Below are 17,941 nucleotides of genomic sequence, written 5' to 3' on the forward strand. Positions count from 1 at the left end.
ACCTTTCTCATTAAAGAAATCAAATTCGGCAGGTCGTAAACCATGATTTAATCCTTGTACAGGTAATCTGTCTGGGTAGATGAAACTAGGCTCGTTTCGGTTAATCATGGTTACGATTATAGCTAATTTATATTGATTTTGTTACTTGTTTTAAAATTATGTTTATTGAACCTACCCGACGACGTGAACCACCCCATCTCCGCACAGGATGGATTGAAGTAATTTGTGGCTCTATGTTTTCGGGAAAGACCGAAGAGTTGATTCGACGGCTCACGCGGGCTCGAATTGCGAAGCTCAATGTTCAGATTTTTAAGCCCGGTTTAGATACTCGATATCACGCTGAAAATATCGTTTCTCACTCGGCCCACACAATTCATTCTACTCCCCTGCAAACAGCGGGCCAAATTTTAACGTTAGCCGGTGATTGTGATGTAGTTGGTATCGACGAGGCACAATTTTTTGATTCCGAAATCACAGAAGTGGTCAATACGTTGGCTAACCAGGGCAAACGGGTGATCATAGCGGGTCTCGATATGGATTTTTCGGGAAAACCATTTGGCTGTATGCCTCAACTGATGAGCATTGCCGAATACGTAACGAAAGTTCACGCCATCTGTGTTGTTTGTGGTGATATTGCCCACTATTCGTATCGGCTTGTTCCTTCGAAAGAACGGGTTCTTTTAGGCGAAACGGATAGTTATGAAGCCCGTTGCCGACGTTGTTTCAGCCTCGGCGACGAAGCCGGACGCAAGGAATGGGCGTATGAAGACGTTGAGAATAATAAAAATGTATGATGTATAATGTAGGATATAGGATGCGCCCTGTTCGTAAACCCATTCGACGGAGCTGTAAACTCATTATACATCATATATTATACATCATATACTTATTCGGCAACTCCTCTTCTTTCGCGCAAATCGGTACGTGGCAAACGCACGTCAGTTATTTGTCGGGGCAGTCAGTGGCACTAGTCGAAAATAAAGTTTATGCCGCCAGCCAGAACGGTTTTTTCTACTACGATAAGTCGACCAATGAAACCACTGTATTAGGTAAATCGCAGGGATTCAGCGACATGTCTGTGAGTCGGCTTCTGTATCTGGCCGATCAGCACCGACTACTTATTGCGTATCAAAACGGCAATCTGGATTTTCTGACCGTATCGGCTACAGGTGAACCGGGCGAAATCAAAAACGTCAATACCATTCTTTCATCGCTTGGTTCGGCTGGTCTTTATCACATCAATCGGGTCGGGAATGTGGCGTATTTAAGCGCCAGTTTTGGTGTAGTTGTGCTCGATCTGCTTAAAGATGAGATTCGTGATACGTATTTTACCCCACAATCCGGGGCACCTCTTTATTTAACAACAGAAACAGCTGTTGCGAACGATAGTCTATATGCGTTGATTCCACCAGCCAGCGACATACGTAATACGTATCAGATACGTTCGATACGACTTTCGCCATCGGTCAACATTGCAGATCCGGCCAATTGGCGTACCGTTACGTTACCCGGCAAAGGAGCTATTTCCCTGATTTCCAAAGACGGCAAATTGTTGGCAAGCGTTAGCGGAGAAGGAATTTATGAGCGGCAAAGCGGCAAATGGACATTGACACAGTCGCTTTCAAATTTGACCATCCGGCAGTTTTCCAGCACAAACGGGTTAATTCTTGCCACCGATAAAGCTGTTACATTACCGGGTCAGGCCCCATTTTCAGGTAATTTACTAACAAATCCACGTGAAGTGGTGGCCGATGGTAATACGGTTTGGGTCGCGGATACGCGCAATGGTTTGTTGTTTGGCAGCAACGCTACGTTCCAGCGTATTACACCAGAAGGGCCAAGTACAGATACGTTCTCACGCTTATATGCCTACCCGAATGGTCTTGTACCCATGATTTCGCAACCGGCACTTGAGTTATTTTCAATACCAACTGGTCGCTGGCAAACTACGCCACTAACTGGCGTTACGTCCGGTTTTTCGTCAGCGGCTTATCTACCTAACGAACAGCGGCTTTATCTGGCCGGACTCGCAGCCGGGCTATGGAGTTATAACGAAGGTAGTGCGCCCGCCCGCGTTACGTTGCCAGCCAACATTCCAATTAACATTACCAGCCTGAATGCTGACCTTGAGGGAAACCTGTGGATATCCACAAACACCCCCACTAGTACGCAGGCCGTTTTACACGTTCGGCGGCCCGATGGCCAGTTTCAATCGTTTCCATTTATCGGCCAACCGTTTATAACGCAAGTCGTAGCCGACGACAACGGATTTGTCTGGCTTAATTTAGGCAGTTCAGGAATTATGGTTGTCGATCCGCAAAACAATCGCAGCCGTTATCTGACTACTACCCGTGGACAGGGCGGGTTACTGACGAATAGTATACAAACATTGGCAAAAGATAAACAGGGAGTTATCTGGGTAGGCACAAGTCTGGGCCCTATGGTATTCGACAATCCGGCCGGTGCTTTCGATGCTTCGATTGATGCCCAATCACCTATCCTGAATCGACGTCGTTTGTTAGCGAATGAGAATATTATTTCTATAGCCGTCGATGGTGGAAATCGGAAATGGATAGGAACACCCAATGGCGTTTATCGAATCGCGGCAGACGGCTCACAGCTTCTCGAAAACTTCACAACCGCAAATAGCCCTCTACCGAATAACTACGTATCATCAATAACCGTTGAACCTGTTAGTGGGCTGGTTTTCATGCAGACTACGAACGGAATTCTATCATACCGAGGAGCGGCTACAGAACCCGCCGAAGAACTTAATAAATTGACGATTTATCCCAATCCGGTACGTCCTGATTTTACAGGTTCGGTGGGTATTAATGGGCTCACAGACAAAGCCACTGTGAAAATTCTCGATGCGGGTGGACAACTGGTTTATGAAACCCGTTCGCAGGGAGGAACAGCCACCTGGAACCTGCGTGATTATCGCAATCGACCTGCACAAACGGGTGTTTATCTGATCGTTACTGTTACGTCTGATGGCTCAGAGAGTTTATCCGGAAAGCTTGCGGTAGTACGTTAACTAGCCTAAAACCGCTCGTGAATTTCTTTCAGTAACGCTGCCGTCCGTTGGCGTATTTCGCTGACCGACTGCGTAAAATTATTGTGCATTATACTGAAATAGAGCAATTTATTCCGCTTAGAAAGGACGTAGCCACTCAGATTATAAACGCCTGTCATGGAGCCAGACTTCGCAAATACGTACGGTTTTCCGTTCAAATCCAGATTACGTAGCGTACCTGACCGCCCCGATGCAGGCAAGAGCGTAAACAAGCGTTGCTGTGGAACAAGCAGGTAAATTTTCACCAGCAAATCAATCAATACGTTCGGCGTAAACACATTATACCGCGATAACCCCGAGCCATCGACCCATCTCGCTACGTTACGTCCCGACGGGGTAGTTAATCCAAGCGTGTCGGCTATTCGACGCAATTCAACCGTAGGCTCCAGCATTGACGCACTACGTTCTGCCGAAATCATAAACAACACCTGTTCGGCAAATTGATTATCGCTCACATGAAGCATCCGTTTATAAAGCGAATCGGACGAAGAACCACGTAACAATTGGGTATTGGCCGGAACAGCTATTCTGACAAGCCCTACAGGTCGGTGCAGCGTATCGGCCAGCAGTTGTGTTACTAAATCCGACGACCATCGAAATGGTACGTCCTGCCGGTTTTTCTGGGTATCTGATTGTCGCGTAAACTGATTCGCAAATTCAGAACGCTGAATACTTCCTGCTCCTTTATTCTCTGCCGCAATTCGAATACTATCGGCAAATTGACGTGGTTTTATCTGATTGGCGGTGTACGTTCCTTTCGGAAAACGCAGCACATTCCCATAAATGGGCATTGGCGCTAATTCGGCTGAATAATCGTCGTTATAATCATCCCACGCCCAGCCCGGTCCAAAACGCGGACCTTCGTAGTTCTCGGCCGAAAAAAACAGTTTCTCTGATCGATTCCGGAGAAATGCCAGTGCTGTTGTGTCGGGCAAATCGGGGTGCAAGAGCAATGGATTTCCCGTACCCCAGAAAATAAGCGAATCACCCCGCACAACGTAACGCAACGCCGGAAGCGAATCACGTAATGAAATCAGGCCCGCATAAAAGCTGAATAGTTTGGTATTTGATGCCGGTGTAAATGGTTTGTCGGCGTTGTGCTGAATCAGATATTGTTGCCGAACCGGATCGTAGAGCGATACGCCGGTAAAATGATCCGTATAAGTCGATTCAGTACGTAGTGCACGAGTGATACGTCGGGCTGAAGAACACCCGATCACAATCAGCAAACTAAAAAAACACAGCGATTTTATGAAGAAGAAGCGCATCAGGCGATGGTAACCAATACGTTAGTTTATCGGAATATTCATTCTCGTAAATTAACGTATTAGCAGCGTAGCGTCAAAACCTTAACTTATTCAGCAACCAGCACTTTTTTGGTCAGTATCAGGTCGTTGGCTTTAAGTTGCAAAAAGTAAAGTCCCGTTGGCAACGGCCCCATCTCGAAAAGTTCGTTTACGCGCGTGCCACTCACTTTTAATGCCTGTTGACGAATGGTTTGTCCTGATACGTCGGTAAGCGAAAGATTGGCCTCAGATACCACTTTGGGGAAATCGGCAACGATACGTATCGACCCTTTATTTACTGGATTGGGATAGAATGAGAACGTAGCGGCTGCGGTCGGTTCTTCAGCCAATATTACCGGAGGAGCCGACTGAATCCGCAGATTGTCGATAGCCCATCCCCAGCCGTACGACAACTGGTCGGCAAAAAGGCGAAACCGAATCAGAATCTGGTCGCCCGCTTTAAAGGCGCTCCCTTGTTTCAATAACGAAATTTCCCGACGACGATATAAGGCTGGAACACCCGCCGTTGTCGAATTATCAGCAACGATACTGGCTTTGTATGCGTTGGCCCATTCGGTCTTATCGCGCGAACTATACGCATCGACCAGCGGCTTCCAGGTCAATCCGTTGTTACTGGAACCCTCCACAATCACATAATCGTAGAAATTGGCATCGCCCAGCTTGCTTCCGGCCTCACTCGGCTCAACCAGCACAATTTCATCGAACCGAATCATGGCGCTGTCAGGGTTTGTTTTTACCCGGATTGGCGACAGTAATACGTATTCATAATTGCTCTGTGCTCGAAAATCAGAGCCATTTCGGTACGGATGTTCGGAATGAATAGCCGGGTCGCTAAAACCCGCAACCGTCGTTACGCTAAAGCCGTATCCAATAAAATCATTGGCCGACGTAGCATCACTAAACGTATTAACGTATTGATCACGAGCCGCTCGCGGAGCCAACACCGGAATCTCGTAAAAACCATTGGCCGGATTGAACGTCTGATTTTTCGCTTTCGACATATCGACAGCCACAATACGATACGTAATCTTGTCGCCCGCTTTCAACGAATTAGCTGGAAAGTTGATTCGATTGACGTACATGCTATCGTACGTAACGTTATTGACGGTAAGCCGGGAAAATCTCAACGCTAGATTTGGCTGAGCTACTCCGTTGATTTTATACTCGACATAAGCCGCACTAATACCAGCCCGATTATCCTTAATTCGTGCGTAAATGGGCAGGCTGTCTGCCGCTGTCGAAGCAAATATGTAATTTTTGGTGGGCGAATACTGAATAACCGGCGCTACGTTATCGGGCCCCATCTGGGTATGGTGTACTACCTGTGTACCATCGGCTAGCTTACCCGGATTGGTATAGGTTCGTCCTAATCCGTCTTTCGCCACAAAATAGTACCATATGTCGCCCTGCGCCTGTGCTGATGGGAGTGTGTAGCGGTACTCGCCAGTAGTGCCCACCTGCGTAGGTGTGACGGTTGTAAATACCGAATCTTTTGCGGTTGGCTGCGTTTTTCGGTAAAGCAACCGAACCGAATTCGGTGTTAGCGTGGTGTCACTAATTACCCGTGTACTGAAAACGAGGTCGCCGGGATCTTCGCTACCAATTATAGGCTCATGAAGCACAGACGTTGTTTTCCACTCTAAATCTGCCAGAAAATTTAACACTATCGGCCCCGGATTGTGTATCGATTCTGCCTGAGCGAGCATAGGAGTCATTAACGAATTGATACTACCGGGCGGGTACGTATCTTCATTCAAATGATACACACTGGTAGACCGATCGAAATCGTACGGAGCGTGCAAACGGGCACGGTCGCCCGTAACCTGCTTGAGTGTTGTCCCGTTAACATACAGATTATGACCAGCTAACTGAAGTTTCAATGCTTCCGAATCGTTCGGAAAATCTTTCGTTGAGGTTACCAGTCGCTTTCCCTGACCTGTTTCGATAAACTGATCATATACCGATGAAAGAGCTTGTGTATAAAGGCCATTATCGCCAACCACTGTAAAAAATCCGATGAAGCCTAACCCATGTGCCAGCTCGTGCAAAACGGCCGTTACCAGATCCGTTTGCCCCTTTGGTGTTTTGCCATCGGTGCCGAAGTACCAATCGTTATTCCGGTTAAAATCAGCGATAATGTCGGGTTCATCAGTGCCGTTCAGTTCGCGTCGGGCTATTTTTTCGGCCAGTGCTATCGGATAAAACGCATAGGCTCTCTGCCCGCCATCGGCATTGTACCGATACGTAGCTGGTCCTGCCGAACCCAGCACATTAGGTTTCTGCGAAACCCAATTGGCCTGAATTCGAATCGGTACCGGCGATACGATCAGCGTTGACCAGATATCTACGGCATACTGAAAAGCCTGTTTTGCTTCGGTTGTAAATCCGTTATACGTAACAACAAACTGCGCCGTAGGAGCCGCAAGCCGACCGTTGGCAAGTTTTTTCAACGAAATGTTAGGAGCAGCTATTTGTGTAAGAGCGTCACGTTCGGCCTTGTAATACTCAATTCGTGGCCCAATAGCAGGGGTTCCAATCGGTGAGTTTGGTAAAACGGTATTTACTTTCTGCGCGATTACGCCATTCATGACCAACATGAACCCCAGCACCAACCCAGCTTCCCTCAACTTCCAGTCCTTCATTGTGTAAACCTGTAACTATCAAGGCTAAGTTCTGCTTCAGATGTTCACCTGAATAGCCTTTTCTCGACAAATACTTTCCCTAACAACCTATATTATAAATAAAACAGGCCTGAAATACAAAGCAATATGGGAAACTATTTGATTAAATGGGCAATGCTACGCCTGTTTTTAGCGTAGCATCGGGTATACACATGAAGATTGTATACTAGATAATCTACGTAGCGTCAGTAGTTCGTTTCAATACTAAAGCCACTGAATTCAGGCAGTAGCGCATGCCGGTTGGTGGTGGACCATCGTTAAATACGTGCCCCAGATGCGCGTCGCAGACATTGCACAACACCTCGACCCGAATCATACCGTAGCTATTGTCTTTCTCTAGTTTAATTCGCTCTTCCTCAATCGGTTCGGTAAAACTAGGCCAGCCTGTTCCCGACTCAAATTTGGTTGTTGACTCAAATAATTCGGTGCCGCAACATACACACGCATACAGGCCGGGGTCGTGTGCTTCGCAATATTCGCCAGTGAAGGGCCGTTCGGTACCTTTCGTACGCGTAACACGATATTGTTCGGGCGTGAGCTGTGCGCGCCACTCTTCGTCTGATTTTATAACTTTCTGAATCATAACTGCTCATTCTAGTGGTTGAGTATATAACTATAAACGTAAACTGTTCCGTTTCCGATTTGTCTATTCTACACCGTAAATTTGCGTGATAGTCGGTAAATGATCGACACCGACAGGCTGTGCCCGTTGGTGTAGCAGCAGTGGCTAACGACAACTCATCCGGCAATTCCGACAGACAGAGCCTGTCGGGGCCAATTTAACTAACGACTGATTACTTTGACTGTCCGGCAGATTTTACAGCAATTTTGGGGGTATCCTACGTTCCGGCCAATGCAGGAGGACGTAGTGAATGCTGTGCTGGAACAACAGGACGTATTGACACTGATGCCAACCGGTGGTGGAAAATCGATTTGTTTTCAGGTACCAGCACTGGCCATGCGGGGCGTTTGCATTGTGGTCACTCCGCTCATCGCCCTGATGAAAGATCAGGTTGAGCAACTGCGTAAACGTGGTATTCCTGCGGCTGCTATCTATTCGGGCATGCACCATCGCGAAATCGATACCACGCTTGATAACTGCATCTATGGCAATCTTAAATTTCTATACCTCTCGCCCGAACGGCTACGCACTGAAATTGTGATCGAGCGGGTGAAGCAGATGACGGTTTGCTTACTTGCTGTCGATGAAGCGCACTGTATTTCGGCATGGGGCTATGATTTCCGACCACCTTACCTTCAAATTGCTGAATTTCGTGAGTTAATTCCCACAACGCCCATTATCGCCCTAACAGCTTCGGCAACGCCCGATGTACAGGCTGATATTGTCGATAAGCTAACGCTACGTACTCCCCAGATTTTTAAGCAAACCTTTGCCCGTCCAAATCTATCCTACTCAGCCGTGCTGGAAGAGCATAAAGAATCCCGATTGCTACGTGTGCTGAACAACGTACCGGGCTGTGCGGTGGTGTATGTACGTAGCCGCAGGCAAACCCAGCAGATTGCCCAATGGCTTAGTAAACAGGGCATTTCGGCAGATTTTTACCATGCTGGACTAACTACGCAGCAACGATCGGATAAGCAGGATGCCTGGATTCAGGATAAAACCCGGGTTATGGTGGCAACCAATGCATTTGGCATGGGCATCGACAAACCGGATGTGCGTGTTGTGGTGCATCTGGACGTACCGGATTCGCTCGAAGCGTATTATCAGGAAGCGGGCCGAGCCGGGCGCGATGGACAAAAAGCGTATGCCGTTATGCTCTATACGCCGAACGATCTGGAAACGCTACGTTCGCGCACGGAGCAACTCTATCAACCCGTCGAGATGCTACGTCGGGTTTATCAGGCGTTGGCTAATTACACGGCTGTGCCGGTTGGTGGGGGCGAATTCAATAGTTATGACTTCGACATGGGCGCTTTTACCGCTACGTTCGGCCTTCCTCCGCAGGAAACGCACTACGCCCTAAAACAACTTCAGCTTGAGGGATTCATTCAGTTGAACGAAAACTATTATCATCCTTCCCGACTGGCAATCATACTGGACAATCGGCAGCTATACGAATTTCAGGTTATGAATTCCCGTTTCGATTCATTCCTGAAACTATTACTACGCTTGTATGGTGGCGAATTATTTACCGATTTCGTAACCATTTCTGAATCAACGCTGGCGCGTGCGTATCTAATGAATCAGGGCGAAGTAGAGAATCTGATAGAACAGCTTCATCAACGGAACGTAGTGATTTACGAAAAACAGAAAGACAAGCCCCAGCTTACTTTCCTGACACCCCGCTTCGACGCACCTTCGTTACCGATCAACGTAGCGGAGCTGAATCGTCGGAAAGAACTGGCGCTACGTAAAGTAAATGCGGCAACCATTTATGTTGAACATGCTACGCAATGCCGAACGCGGTTGTTACAGGCTTATTTCGGCGAAAAACCGGGTGACGCCTGCGGCATTTGCGACAATTGCCTTAAAAAGAAGAAAAAAGCGGAGAACGCACTTTCGTCAATACGGGAGCAGGTTCGGGAATACGTAGCACTTGCCAACGGCCCCGGCGTGCCACCCAAACAGCTTGCTCATCATTTTGCCCAAACAGATACCGATACGCTCGCGCAAATTGTTAAACAAATGCTGGCCGAAGAAGAAATTCGATACACGAAAAGTGGGAATCTAACGCTGAATCTGGATTAGTCAGCCCGTTAAACGTACCATTTGTCCCAAATTCCTGCTGTTCGTCCCTTTGGGTGAAAACGTAAATCGCGGTCTTATATGTTTGTGTCATCGAACCAAGACAAACACAAGCTATGAAAACGATTATTGCCTTTGCTACTGTCTTATTTTTTACAAATCTCGCTGCTGCTCAGCAGACTAGTTCTACTACGTCGACTACAGCGACTAAAGGCTATTCACTCACCGTTGTTGTTCATAATATAAACAATCGCACGGGGAAATTATACATTGGATTGGCCGATAGCCCGGCCAGTTTTAATGGAGAATCGAAGAATCCTAAATCTATTGACGTAACGCCATCGGGCGAAATCAGTGTTACGTTTGATGGACTCGCTCCCGGACGTTACGCGGTTCGGCTTTATCAGGATTTAAACGCCAATCAGAAACTGGATTTCTCCGGCCAGATGCCAACCGAACCGTTTGGCCTTTCGAACGTAACGATGCTTATGGGGCCACCCGACTTCGACCAGACTTCGTTTGAACTGAATGAGAACAAGAGCATCCGTATCGGTCTGATGGAAATGTAATGCATTTTGAAAAAATTCTAAAAAAAATAATTGGTCATTGACCAGAATTCCGCAAACGCTTTATATTTGTGCCCTTAATGCACTGTCGCAGTGCTACGTTCGGGATATAAGGTGCGAATCCTGTTGCCCCGATCAGCAAACAGAAAATTTTACAGCGATATAACGCTATGAATAATACGGTTAACAATATGATTTGGTGGTGGCACTCTCCTACGTTGGGATGAGGGTTGCCGCTATTGTTGTTTACCAACACAGTTTTAAAGGCTCACCGTCATCCCGGTGAGCCTTATTTTTTTGGTCTGGCTCCAACAGACTCCGGCTGTTGGAATCGCAATAACGAGTAATCAGTAACTAACCCGATAGCCGGAGCCTGTCGGAGCCAACTTGACTAGATTTATGACTCTTGATGTAAAACCCACTTACCGCGTTGTCAGCCGCCACAAGCGTATGCTGGCCGACATCATTACGCCAGTAAGCATTTACCTGCGTATCCGCGACCGCTTTCTAAACAGCATTCTGCTCGAAAGCTCCGATTATCACGGCAACGACAACAGTTTTTCGTACATCGCCTTCGATCCGGTTGCCCGATTCTCGTATCAGGATGGAAAGCTCACGACGCAATTGCCGGGTGAAACAGAACAGACACAAGTGTTGCCGATTCAGTCGATGCGGGAAGCGCTGCAACAGTTTAAAGACAGCTTCAAGCACGAAAAAGCGCCTTTCCCGTTTATTACCAATGGGTTATTCGGTTATTTTGGCTATCCGTCGGTACAGGGTTTTGAGGATATTACGCTTGAGGCTGCGGTACCAACCGAAAACCAGATTCCGGCGGCTGTATTTACAGTTTATCGCTACGTATTGGCCATCAATCATTTCAAGGACGAGCTTCACCTGTTTGAGCATAGCTACCTTCCTGAAGGAAGTGATGAGTCACACAATCCTGACTCAACCGAGGGATTAGATTATATCAGCGATCTGATTACGAGCCGCAATTATCCGACGTATACGTTCAGCCCGGCTGGCCCGGAGGTTTCCAATTTTACGGACGATGAGTTTCGAAGCGTTATTCAGAAGGGAAAAGACCATTGCCAGCGGGGCGATGTATTCCAGATTGTTTTATCACGCCGATTTTCGACACCTTTTCAGGGCGATGAATTCAATGTTTATCGGGCGCTACGTTCTCTGAACCCTTCGCCTTATCTGTTTTACTTCGATTATGGCAATTACAAGTTGTTTGGCTCATCGCCTGAATCGCAGATCGTTGTCAAAAAACGGCAGGCAACCATTTATCCAATTGCCGGTACGTTCCGGAGAACGGGCGATGACGTACGCGATGCTGAACTAGCGCAGAAACTGTATGACGATCCTAAAGAATCGGCGGAGCACGTAATGCTGGTCGATCTGGCACGTAACGACCTGAGCCGCAACTGCGACGTAGTGAAAGTAGAAACGTTTAAGGAAGTTCAGTACTATTCGCACGTTATTCACCTCGTGTCGAAAGTTGTGGGAGAGCTGACAGAAGATGCTGATCCACTGCAAATTGTAGCTGAAACGTTTCCGGCTGGTACGTTGTCGGGCGCACCCAAACACATGGCTATGCAACTCATCGACCGGTACGAAAATATCAGCCGTAGTTTTTATTCGGGTAGTATCGGGTATATGGGTTTCGATGGTGAGTTTAACCACGCCATTATGATTCGGACATTCATGAGCAAAGACAATACGTTGTATTATCAGGCGGGTGCCGGTATCGTAGCCAAATCGGTGGTTGAAAGTGAGCTTCAGGAAGTTCACAACAAATTGGCCGCCCTTCGAACCGCTCTTGAGCAAGCAAAACAACTGTAAACTATGAAGTACTAGGAGCGAGGAGTGCATAGTGAGAATGCTGCCGCATTATACCCGCCGGACGGATTCTTACTACTCGCTCCTAACTCCTAACTCCTAAAAATATGAAACTTCTCGTCTTAGATAATTACGATTCATTTACCTACAATCTCGTGTATATTCTGCGTGAGTTGGGACAGAAACCGGATGTTATTCGGAACAATAAAATCGCGCTCGAAGATGTCGGGCAGTACGACAAAATCTTGCTATCGCCGGGGCCGGGGATTCCGTCAGAAGCAGGTATAATGCAGGATTTGGTACGTGAATACGGCTCAACCAAGAGTATTCTGGGCATTTGTCTTGGACATCAGGGTATCGGCGAAGTATACGGCGCTCGGCTGGAAAACCTGGGCGACGTATTACACGGTGTTGCCCATCATGCAACCGTTACCGATCGCACCGAGAAGCTCTTTAATGACATTCCCGACGAATTGACCGTTGGCCGTTATCATTCCTGGACCGTTGTACCGGATTCGATGCCCGATGAGCTACGTATCACGGCCATTGACGAACTAGGCCGTGTTATGGGGCTGGCTCATACGAAATACGATGTTCGCGGCTTACAGTTTCACCCCGAATCTGTGCTGACCAAAAACGGGGTGACGATGATTGAAAACTGGTTGAAACAATGAAACTAGCCGAGGTTGTACCATGGGGCCGAACACTTGACGAATATCAGCGAATGTTCAACCTTACAGACACGGATTTATCCAAACGCATAGTAGGCGTAGGTGATGGTCCAGCCAGTTTCAACGCGGAAATGTCGGCAGTGGGCCACTCAGTTGTATCTATCGACCCAATTTATATCTTTTCAGAAACCGAGCTTAAACAACGTATCGATGATACGTATCAAACGGTGAAACGTCAGCTACACGAACATAGTGAGCAGTATAACTGGACAACTTTTCGAGATGTTGAGTCGGTATGCCATGAGCGTATGCGTGCGATGAATCTGTTTCTGAGTGATTACGAACAAGGTTTGCAGCAAAGTCGCTATCTGCCTATTTCATTACCAAAACTGCCGTTCTCTGACGGCTCGTTCGACGTAGTGTTGTGTTCACATTTGCTCTTTCTGTATTCTGAGCAACTATCCGAAACGTTTCATTTGGAATCGATACGTGAACTAATCCGTGTGGCAAACGATGTTCGGATTTTCCCGATCATCTCACTAGATGGTCAGCCATCATCCTATTTGTCTACCGTTGTAATGGAATGTCAGGCAAAGGGGATTCAGGCGGATATTGTGAATGTCGATTATCATTTCCAGAAAGGGGCACACCAAATGCTACGTCTTTCCACAAACTTTACGGAGCCTAACCGCTAACTAGTCAATAATGAAAGCCATTCTAAATCAATTATTTGAATACAAATCGCTAACAAAAAGCCAGGCACGCGAAGTATTGCTCGGCATTGGTCGGGGTGAATACAATTCGGCACAGATTGCTTCTTTTCTGACTGTGTTTATGATGCGTAGTATCCGTCTGGAAGAACTAGAGGGCTTCCGCGACGCCATGCTCGAACTTTGCCTCCCCGTCGATTTATCGGCATATGACCCGATGGATCTTTGCGGTACGGGTGGCGATGGAAAAGATACGTTCAACATTTCAACGTTGTCGTCTTTTGTCGTGGCTGGTGCAGGTCAGTGCGTTGCCAAACACGGAAATCACGGTGTATCATCACTGGTTGGTTCGTCGACAGTTATGGAACGGCTGGGCTATAAATTCACGAATGACGTGGGCGAGTTGCAGCGCAAGATGGAAACGGCGGGCATCTGTTTTCTGCACGCTCCATTATTCCATCCGGCCATGAAGAACGTAGCACCCATTCGGAAGGATTTGGGCGTGAAAACGTTTTTCAACGTACTGGGTCCGATGATTAATCCGGCGAAGCCTCAAAAACAGCTCGTTGGCGTGTTTAGCCTTGAATTGGCGCGATTATATGCGTACCTTTATCAGCAAACCGACAAGCGATTCATGATTCTGCACACGTTGGATGGTTACGATGAAATTTCACTCACCGGGCCGTTTAAAGTCATTAGCAACCAGACCGAGCAGATTCTGGAACCCGACGAATTGGGCATGGAAAAACTCACTCCCGACGTACTGGCGGGTGGGAGTACCCTCGATGAATCGGCACAGATATTCATGAACGTATTGAATAACGAAGCTACGTCGGCTCAAAAGCAGGCCGTTTTAGCGAATTCGGCGATGGCCTTACTGGCAGCCGGAAAAGCAACCACGCGCGAAGAAGGTATAAGTATTGCCCGCGAATCGCTGGAAAGTGGTCGGGCGTTAACCAGTTTTAAGAAATTGATTCAAGATTAAGCGACAGACGTAGAAGGATACGTAGCAATTTCATCCTTCAGTTAACCTCTTTCGCCCACCGAACGAAGTATGACGATTCTTGATAAAATTATTGCCCAGAAACGAATCGAAGTAGCCCAGCGCAAAGAAATTACGCCTGTAACTGCACTGGAACAAATGCCTGACTTCAAGCGGTATTGCCTTTCCGCACGTGACGCCGTTCAGAGTTTTCAATCGACGGGAATTATTGCCGAATTCAAGCGCAAATCTCCTTCCAAAGGCATTATTAACGATAAAGCCGACGTAACAGCAACCACACAGGGATACGTTGGGGCCGGAGCAGCAGTATTATCAGTTCTGACTGACGAACCCTTTTTTGGCGGTACACCCGCTGATTTACAAGCGGCTCGGCTGGCGAATCCGGAAACTCCTATTCTACGTAAAGATTTCATCGTTGACCGCTATCAGTTGCTCGAAGCCAAGGCTTGGGGTGCCGACGTAGTGTTGCTCATTGCGGCCTGTCTATCAGCCGAAGAAATGGCGGAACTGAGCCTTCAGGCCCACGACTTGAGTTTGCAGGTACTTCTTGAAGTGCATGACGAAGAAGAACTCGACCGAAGCTTGACGCCAAATATCGATTTGGTGGGTGTCAACAACCGCAACCTGAAAACGTTCACTACGTCTATAGACACATCGCTACGTTTGGTTGAGCGGATTCCGGATACGTTCGCCAAAATTACCGAAAGCGGGTTGCACGATGCAGAAACGATGTATTCGTTGTTTCGGGCGGGTTTTGATGGTTTCCTGATTGGGGAGGCATTTATGAAAACCGACAATCCGGCACAGGCTCTTACTACGTTGGTTTCTGAATTTAACCTATATAAAACGCCCTCAATTTAACTTGTACAGCCATGAAAATCAAAGTGTGCGGTCTGCGTGATGCCGACAACCTGAAAGAGATTGCCGCCCTTGGTCCTGACTTCGTTGGATTTATTTTCTATGACCAGTCCCCTCGCTTTGTTGGCGACGAGTTAGATGAAGAAGTCGTAAAATCCCTACCCCGGTCGATCCGGAAAGTGGGCGTGTTTGTCAACGCCAGTCCCGATTACATCCTGCGTAACGTAAAGAAATTTGATTTTCAATACGTTCAGCTACACGGCACCGAAACCCCAGAATACTGCCGAAGTCTGCGCAATCGGGGAATCAACATTATTAAAGCGTTTCGGGTCGATGAGTCATTCAACTTTTCGATGCTCAACAACTTCAAAGCCCAGTGCGATTTTTTCCTGTTCGACGCAAAAGGCGATCAGCCCGGCGGCAACGGCGTTACGTTCGACTGGAGTATCCTGAGCCGCTACGATAATGAAAAACCATTCTTCATCAGCGGAGGCATTGGTCTGGATAATCTTAATCTGCTCGATCAACTCAAAGGTATGAAGGTGTATGGCGTTGATGTAAACAGTCAGGTTGAAATAGCCCCCGGTGTGAAAGACGTAGCGAAAGTAAAAGAACTGATCAATCGGGTCAGACCGATTGAAGAGGAAGAAACGGTTTAGCCAACTTTTTGCAGCGTCCATCTTGTTAACCCGTTAAACAACAACGCTAATGGAAACGACAAAGAAACTTGATGATGAGATTCCTCCACTAAGGAGAGGGCGAAGCTATAAACCTGAAGATATTAAACGTTGGGGGGTAGAGCGTTTCTTCGACGCAGTTATACCCAAGACTCCATTTACTCGTCAATTTCCAGATTTTACAGAGGAAGAGAATCGGCGGATGGATGAACTATTGGCAGAAGGCGACCGTGGTGCATGATTTACGATACTAATTTACTAATACAGCACATTCGGCAAAAAACGTTACCACCAGCCCGAACAATATTGGTTATTGTTGTCATCGGTGAACTTGAAGCTTTTGCGTTGAAATCCGATTGGGGAGTACAAAAGTTAGATTTCATGCGCGATATGGTGGAACAATACCCGCCTGTCGACATAACAAATGACCTAATAAGGTATTACGCTGAAATAGATGCATATAGTCAGGGAAAATTAGATGGATATTCACTAGGCTCATCTGCCCGGAATATGGGCAAAAACGATATCTGGATAGCTGCGACAGCCTTGTACTTGGACATAGAATTGCACACGACAGATAATGACTTCGATCATCTAACTGCTTTAGGATTACGATTAGTTAAGCATTGATTACCATGCAAACCACCCTCGAACCAACAACCTCGTTTGAGGTTTCTGATAAAGGATTTTATGGTCATTTCGGCGGGGCGTTTATTCCCGAAATGCTTTATCCGAACGTAGAAGAACTACGTCAGAACTACCTCAATATCATTGCCGACCCTACTTTTCAGGCCGAATTCTGGCAATTGCTGGAAGATTATGTTGGGCGGCCAACACCTTTATTTTTAGCCAAACGGCTTTCCGAAAAAATTGGTGCTACGATCTATCTCAAGCGTGAAGACCTTTGCCATACAGGAGCGCATAAAGTAAACAATACGATTGGGCAAATTCTGGTAGCTCAGCGACTCGGCAAGAAACGTATCGTTGCCGAAACCGGAGCGGGTCAGCACGGAGTGGCAACGGCTACCGTTTGCGCCTTGATGGGTCTGGAATGTATTGTCTATATGGGCAGCATCGACATGGAACGTCAGCAACCCAACGTCGACCGGATGCGGATGCTGGGTGCTACGGTTGTTCCGGCAAAATCGGGCAGCCAGACATTGAAAGATGCGACCAACGAAGCCATGCGTCACTGGATTAACAACCCGGTCGATACGCACTATATTATTGGCTCGGTAGTCGGGCCTCACCCCTACCCGGATATGGTTGCCCGGTTTCAATCGGTTATTTCCGAAGAAATCAAGAAGCAGCTTGTTGCCAAAACGGGTCGTGAGAATCCTGACTACGTAGTAGCTTGTGTTGGCGGAGGCAGCAATGCGGCCGGAGCTTTTTTTCATTACCTCAATGAGCCTTCAGTACGGCTAGTAGCGGCTGAAGCGGCTGGTCAGGGCGTTACGTCGGGACATTCGGCAGCAACAACGGCGCTGGGAAAACCGGGCGTTTTACACGGAAGCCGAACCATTCTGATGCAAACCGAAGATGGTCAGGTGGTTGAACCTTACTCCATTTCGGCTGGTCTGGATTATCCGGGCATTGGTCCTTTACACGCTCACCTGTTCGATTCAGGACGGGGTGATTTTTATGCCATTACCGACGCCGATGCCTTGGAAGCGGGTTTTCAGCTAAGTAAACTCGAAGGTATTATTCCAGCTCTGGAATCAGCACATGCGCTAGCAGCTCTCGAAAAAATGAACCTTAAACCGACCGACGTAGTGGTTGTTTGCCTGTCGGGCCGGGGCGACAAAGATTTAGCTACGTATTCAAAACATTTGTAGCT

16 protein-coding genes are annotated in these 17,941 nt (G+C 47.4%); 13 read left to right on the forward strand and 3 right to left on the reverse strand.

The window, feature by feature from the left end:
- The first annotated feature begins 158 nt into the window (after positions 1-158).
- Entirely contained in the window at positions 159-794 is a 636-nt protein-coding gene (locus tag ACYVD4_RS28730) for a thymidine kinase (RefSeq protein WP_460951502.1), read from the forward strand.
- The gene (gene porZ, locus ACYVD4_RS28735; RefSeq protein WP_460951504.1) at positions 791-3,037 is read left to right on the forward strand and encodes a type IX secretion system anionic LPS delivery protein PorZ; all 2,247 of its coding nucleotides are present in this window, start codon (positions 791-793) and stop codon (positions 3,035-3,037) included. Before ACYVD4_RS28730 ends, porZ begins: the two co-directional genes overlap by 4 nt.
- Before the next feature lie 5 nt (positions 3,038-3,042).
- Here the strand turns inward: porZ and ACYVD4_RS28740 are convergent, their stop codons facing one another.
- The 3 genes from ACYVD4_RS28740 to msrB all read right to left on the reverse strand — a co-directional run bounded on the left by ACYVD4_RS28740 (position 3,043) and on the right by msrB (position 7,647).
- Positions 3,043-4,344 (reverse strand): D-alanyl-D-alanine carboxypeptidase/D-alanyl-D-alanine-endopeptidase, encoded by a 1,302-nt coding sequence (locus tag ACYVD4_RS28740; protein ID WP_460951506.1) that lies wholly within the window; start codon positions 4,342-4,344, stop codon positions 3,043-3,045.
- Positions 4,345-4,430: 86 nt separating this feature from the next.
- Positions 4,431-7,025 (reverse strand): T9SS type A sorting domain-containing protein, encoded by a 2,595-nt coding sequence (locus tag ACYVD4_RS28745; protein WP_460951508.1) that lies wholly within the window; start codon positions 7,023-7,025, stop codon positions 4,431-4,433.
- 214 nt (positions 7,026-7,239) lie between these two features.
- Positions 7,240-7,647 (reverse strand): peptide-methionine (R)-S-oxide reductase MsrB, encoded by a 408-nt coding sequence (gene msrB / locus ACYVD4_RS28750; RefSeq protein ID WP_460951510.1) that lies wholly within the window; start codon positions 7,645-7,647, stop codon positions 7,240-7,242.
- 216 nt (positions 7,648-7,863) lie between these two features.
- Between msrB and ACYVD4_RS28755 the strand changes: the two genes are divergently transcribed.
- The 11 genes from ACYVD4_RS28755 (at position 7,864) to trpB (ending at position 17,939) form a co-directional block, all read left to right on the forward strand.
- Positions 7,864-9,777 carry a RecQ family ATP-dependent DNA helicase gene (locus ACYVD4_RS28755; RefSeq protein WP_460951511.1) on the forward strand — a complete coding sequence of 638 codons (1,914 nt, stop codon included), beginning with the start codon at positions 7,864-7,866 and terminating at the stop codon, positions 9,775-9,777.
- Between the two features lie 113 nt (positions 9,778-9,890).
- A complete protein-coding gene (locus ACYVD4_RS28760) occupies positions 9,891-10,343 on the forward strand; it encodes a DUF2141 domain-containing protein (protein ID WP_460951513.1) in 453 nt (150 codons plus the stop codon).
- 396 nt (positions 10,344-10,739) lie between these two features.
- The gene (locus ACYVD4_RS28765) at positions 10,740-12,188 is read left to right on the forward strand and encodes an anthranilate synthase component I family protein (protein ID WP_460951514.1); all 1,449 of its coding nucleotides are present in this window, start codon (positions 10,740-10,742) and stop codon (positions 12,186-12,188) included.
- A 104-nt stretch (positions 12,189-12,292) separates the two neighbouring features.
- On the forward strand, positions 12,293-12,859 hold the full coding sequence (locus ACYVD4_RS28770; RefSeq protein WP_460951516.1) for an anthranilate synthase component II: 567 nt from the start codon (positions 12,293-12,295) through the stop codon (positions 12,857-12,859).
- Positions 12,856-13,551 carry an SAM-dependent methyltransferase gene (locus tag ACYVD4_RS28775; RefSeq protein WP_460951517.1) on the forward strand — a complete coding sequence of 232 codons (696 nt, stop codon included), beginning with the start codon at positions 12,856-12,858 and terminating at the stop codon, positions 13,549-13,551. Before ACYVD4_RS28770 ends, ACYVD4_RS28775 begins: the two co-directional genes overlap by 4 nt.
- Positions 13,552-13,561: 10 nt before the next feature.
- Positions 13,562-14,551 carry an anthranilate phosphoribosyltransferase gene (gene trpD / locus ACYVD4_RS28780; protein WP_460951518.1) on the forward strand — a complete coding sequence of 330 codons (990 nt, stop codon included), beginning with the start codon at positions 13,562-13,564 and terminating at the stop codon, positions 14,549-14,551.
- Positions 14,552-14,620: 69 nt separating this feature from the next.
- On the forward strand, positions 14,621-15,430 hold the full coding sequence (gene trpC / locus ACYVD4_RS28785; RefSeq protein WP_460951520.1) for an indole-3-glycerol phosphate synthase TrpC: 810 nt from the start codon (positions 14,621-14,623) through the stop codon (positions 15,428-15,430).
- 11 nt (positions 15,431-15,441) lie between these two features.
- On the forward strand, positions 15,442-16,086 hold the full coding sequence (locus ACYVD4_RS28790; protein WP_460951522.1) for a phosphoribosylanthranilate isomerase: 645 nt from the start codon (positions 15,442-15,444) through the stop codon (positions 16,084-16,086).
- 49 nt (positions 16,087-16,135) lie between these two features.
- Entirely contained in the window at positions 16,136-16,345 is a 210-nt protein-coding gene (locus tag ACYVD4_RS28795; protein ID WP_460951524.1) for a hypothetical protein, read from the forward strand.
- Positions 16,342-16,734, forward strand: a complete 393-nt coding sequence (locus tag ACYVD4_RS28800) for a PIN domain-containing protein (RefSeq protein WP_460951525.1) — start codon at positions 16,342-16,344, stop codon at positions 16,732-16,734. The genes ACYVD4_RS28795 and ACYVD4_RS28800 overlap by 4 nt, the downstream gene beginning before the upstream one ends.
- 5 nt (positions 16,735-16,739) lie before the next feature.
- Positions 16,740-17,939, forward strand: coding sequence for a tryptophan synthase subunit beta (trpB, locus tag ACYVD4_RS28805; protein ID WP_460951527.1), 1,200 nt, complete (start codon positions 16,740-16,742; stop codon positions 17,937-17,939).
- The last annotated feature ends 2 nt before the right edge of the window (positions 17,940-17,941 follow it).

The sequence above is a fragment of the Spirosoma daeguense genome (assembly GCF_054776875.1).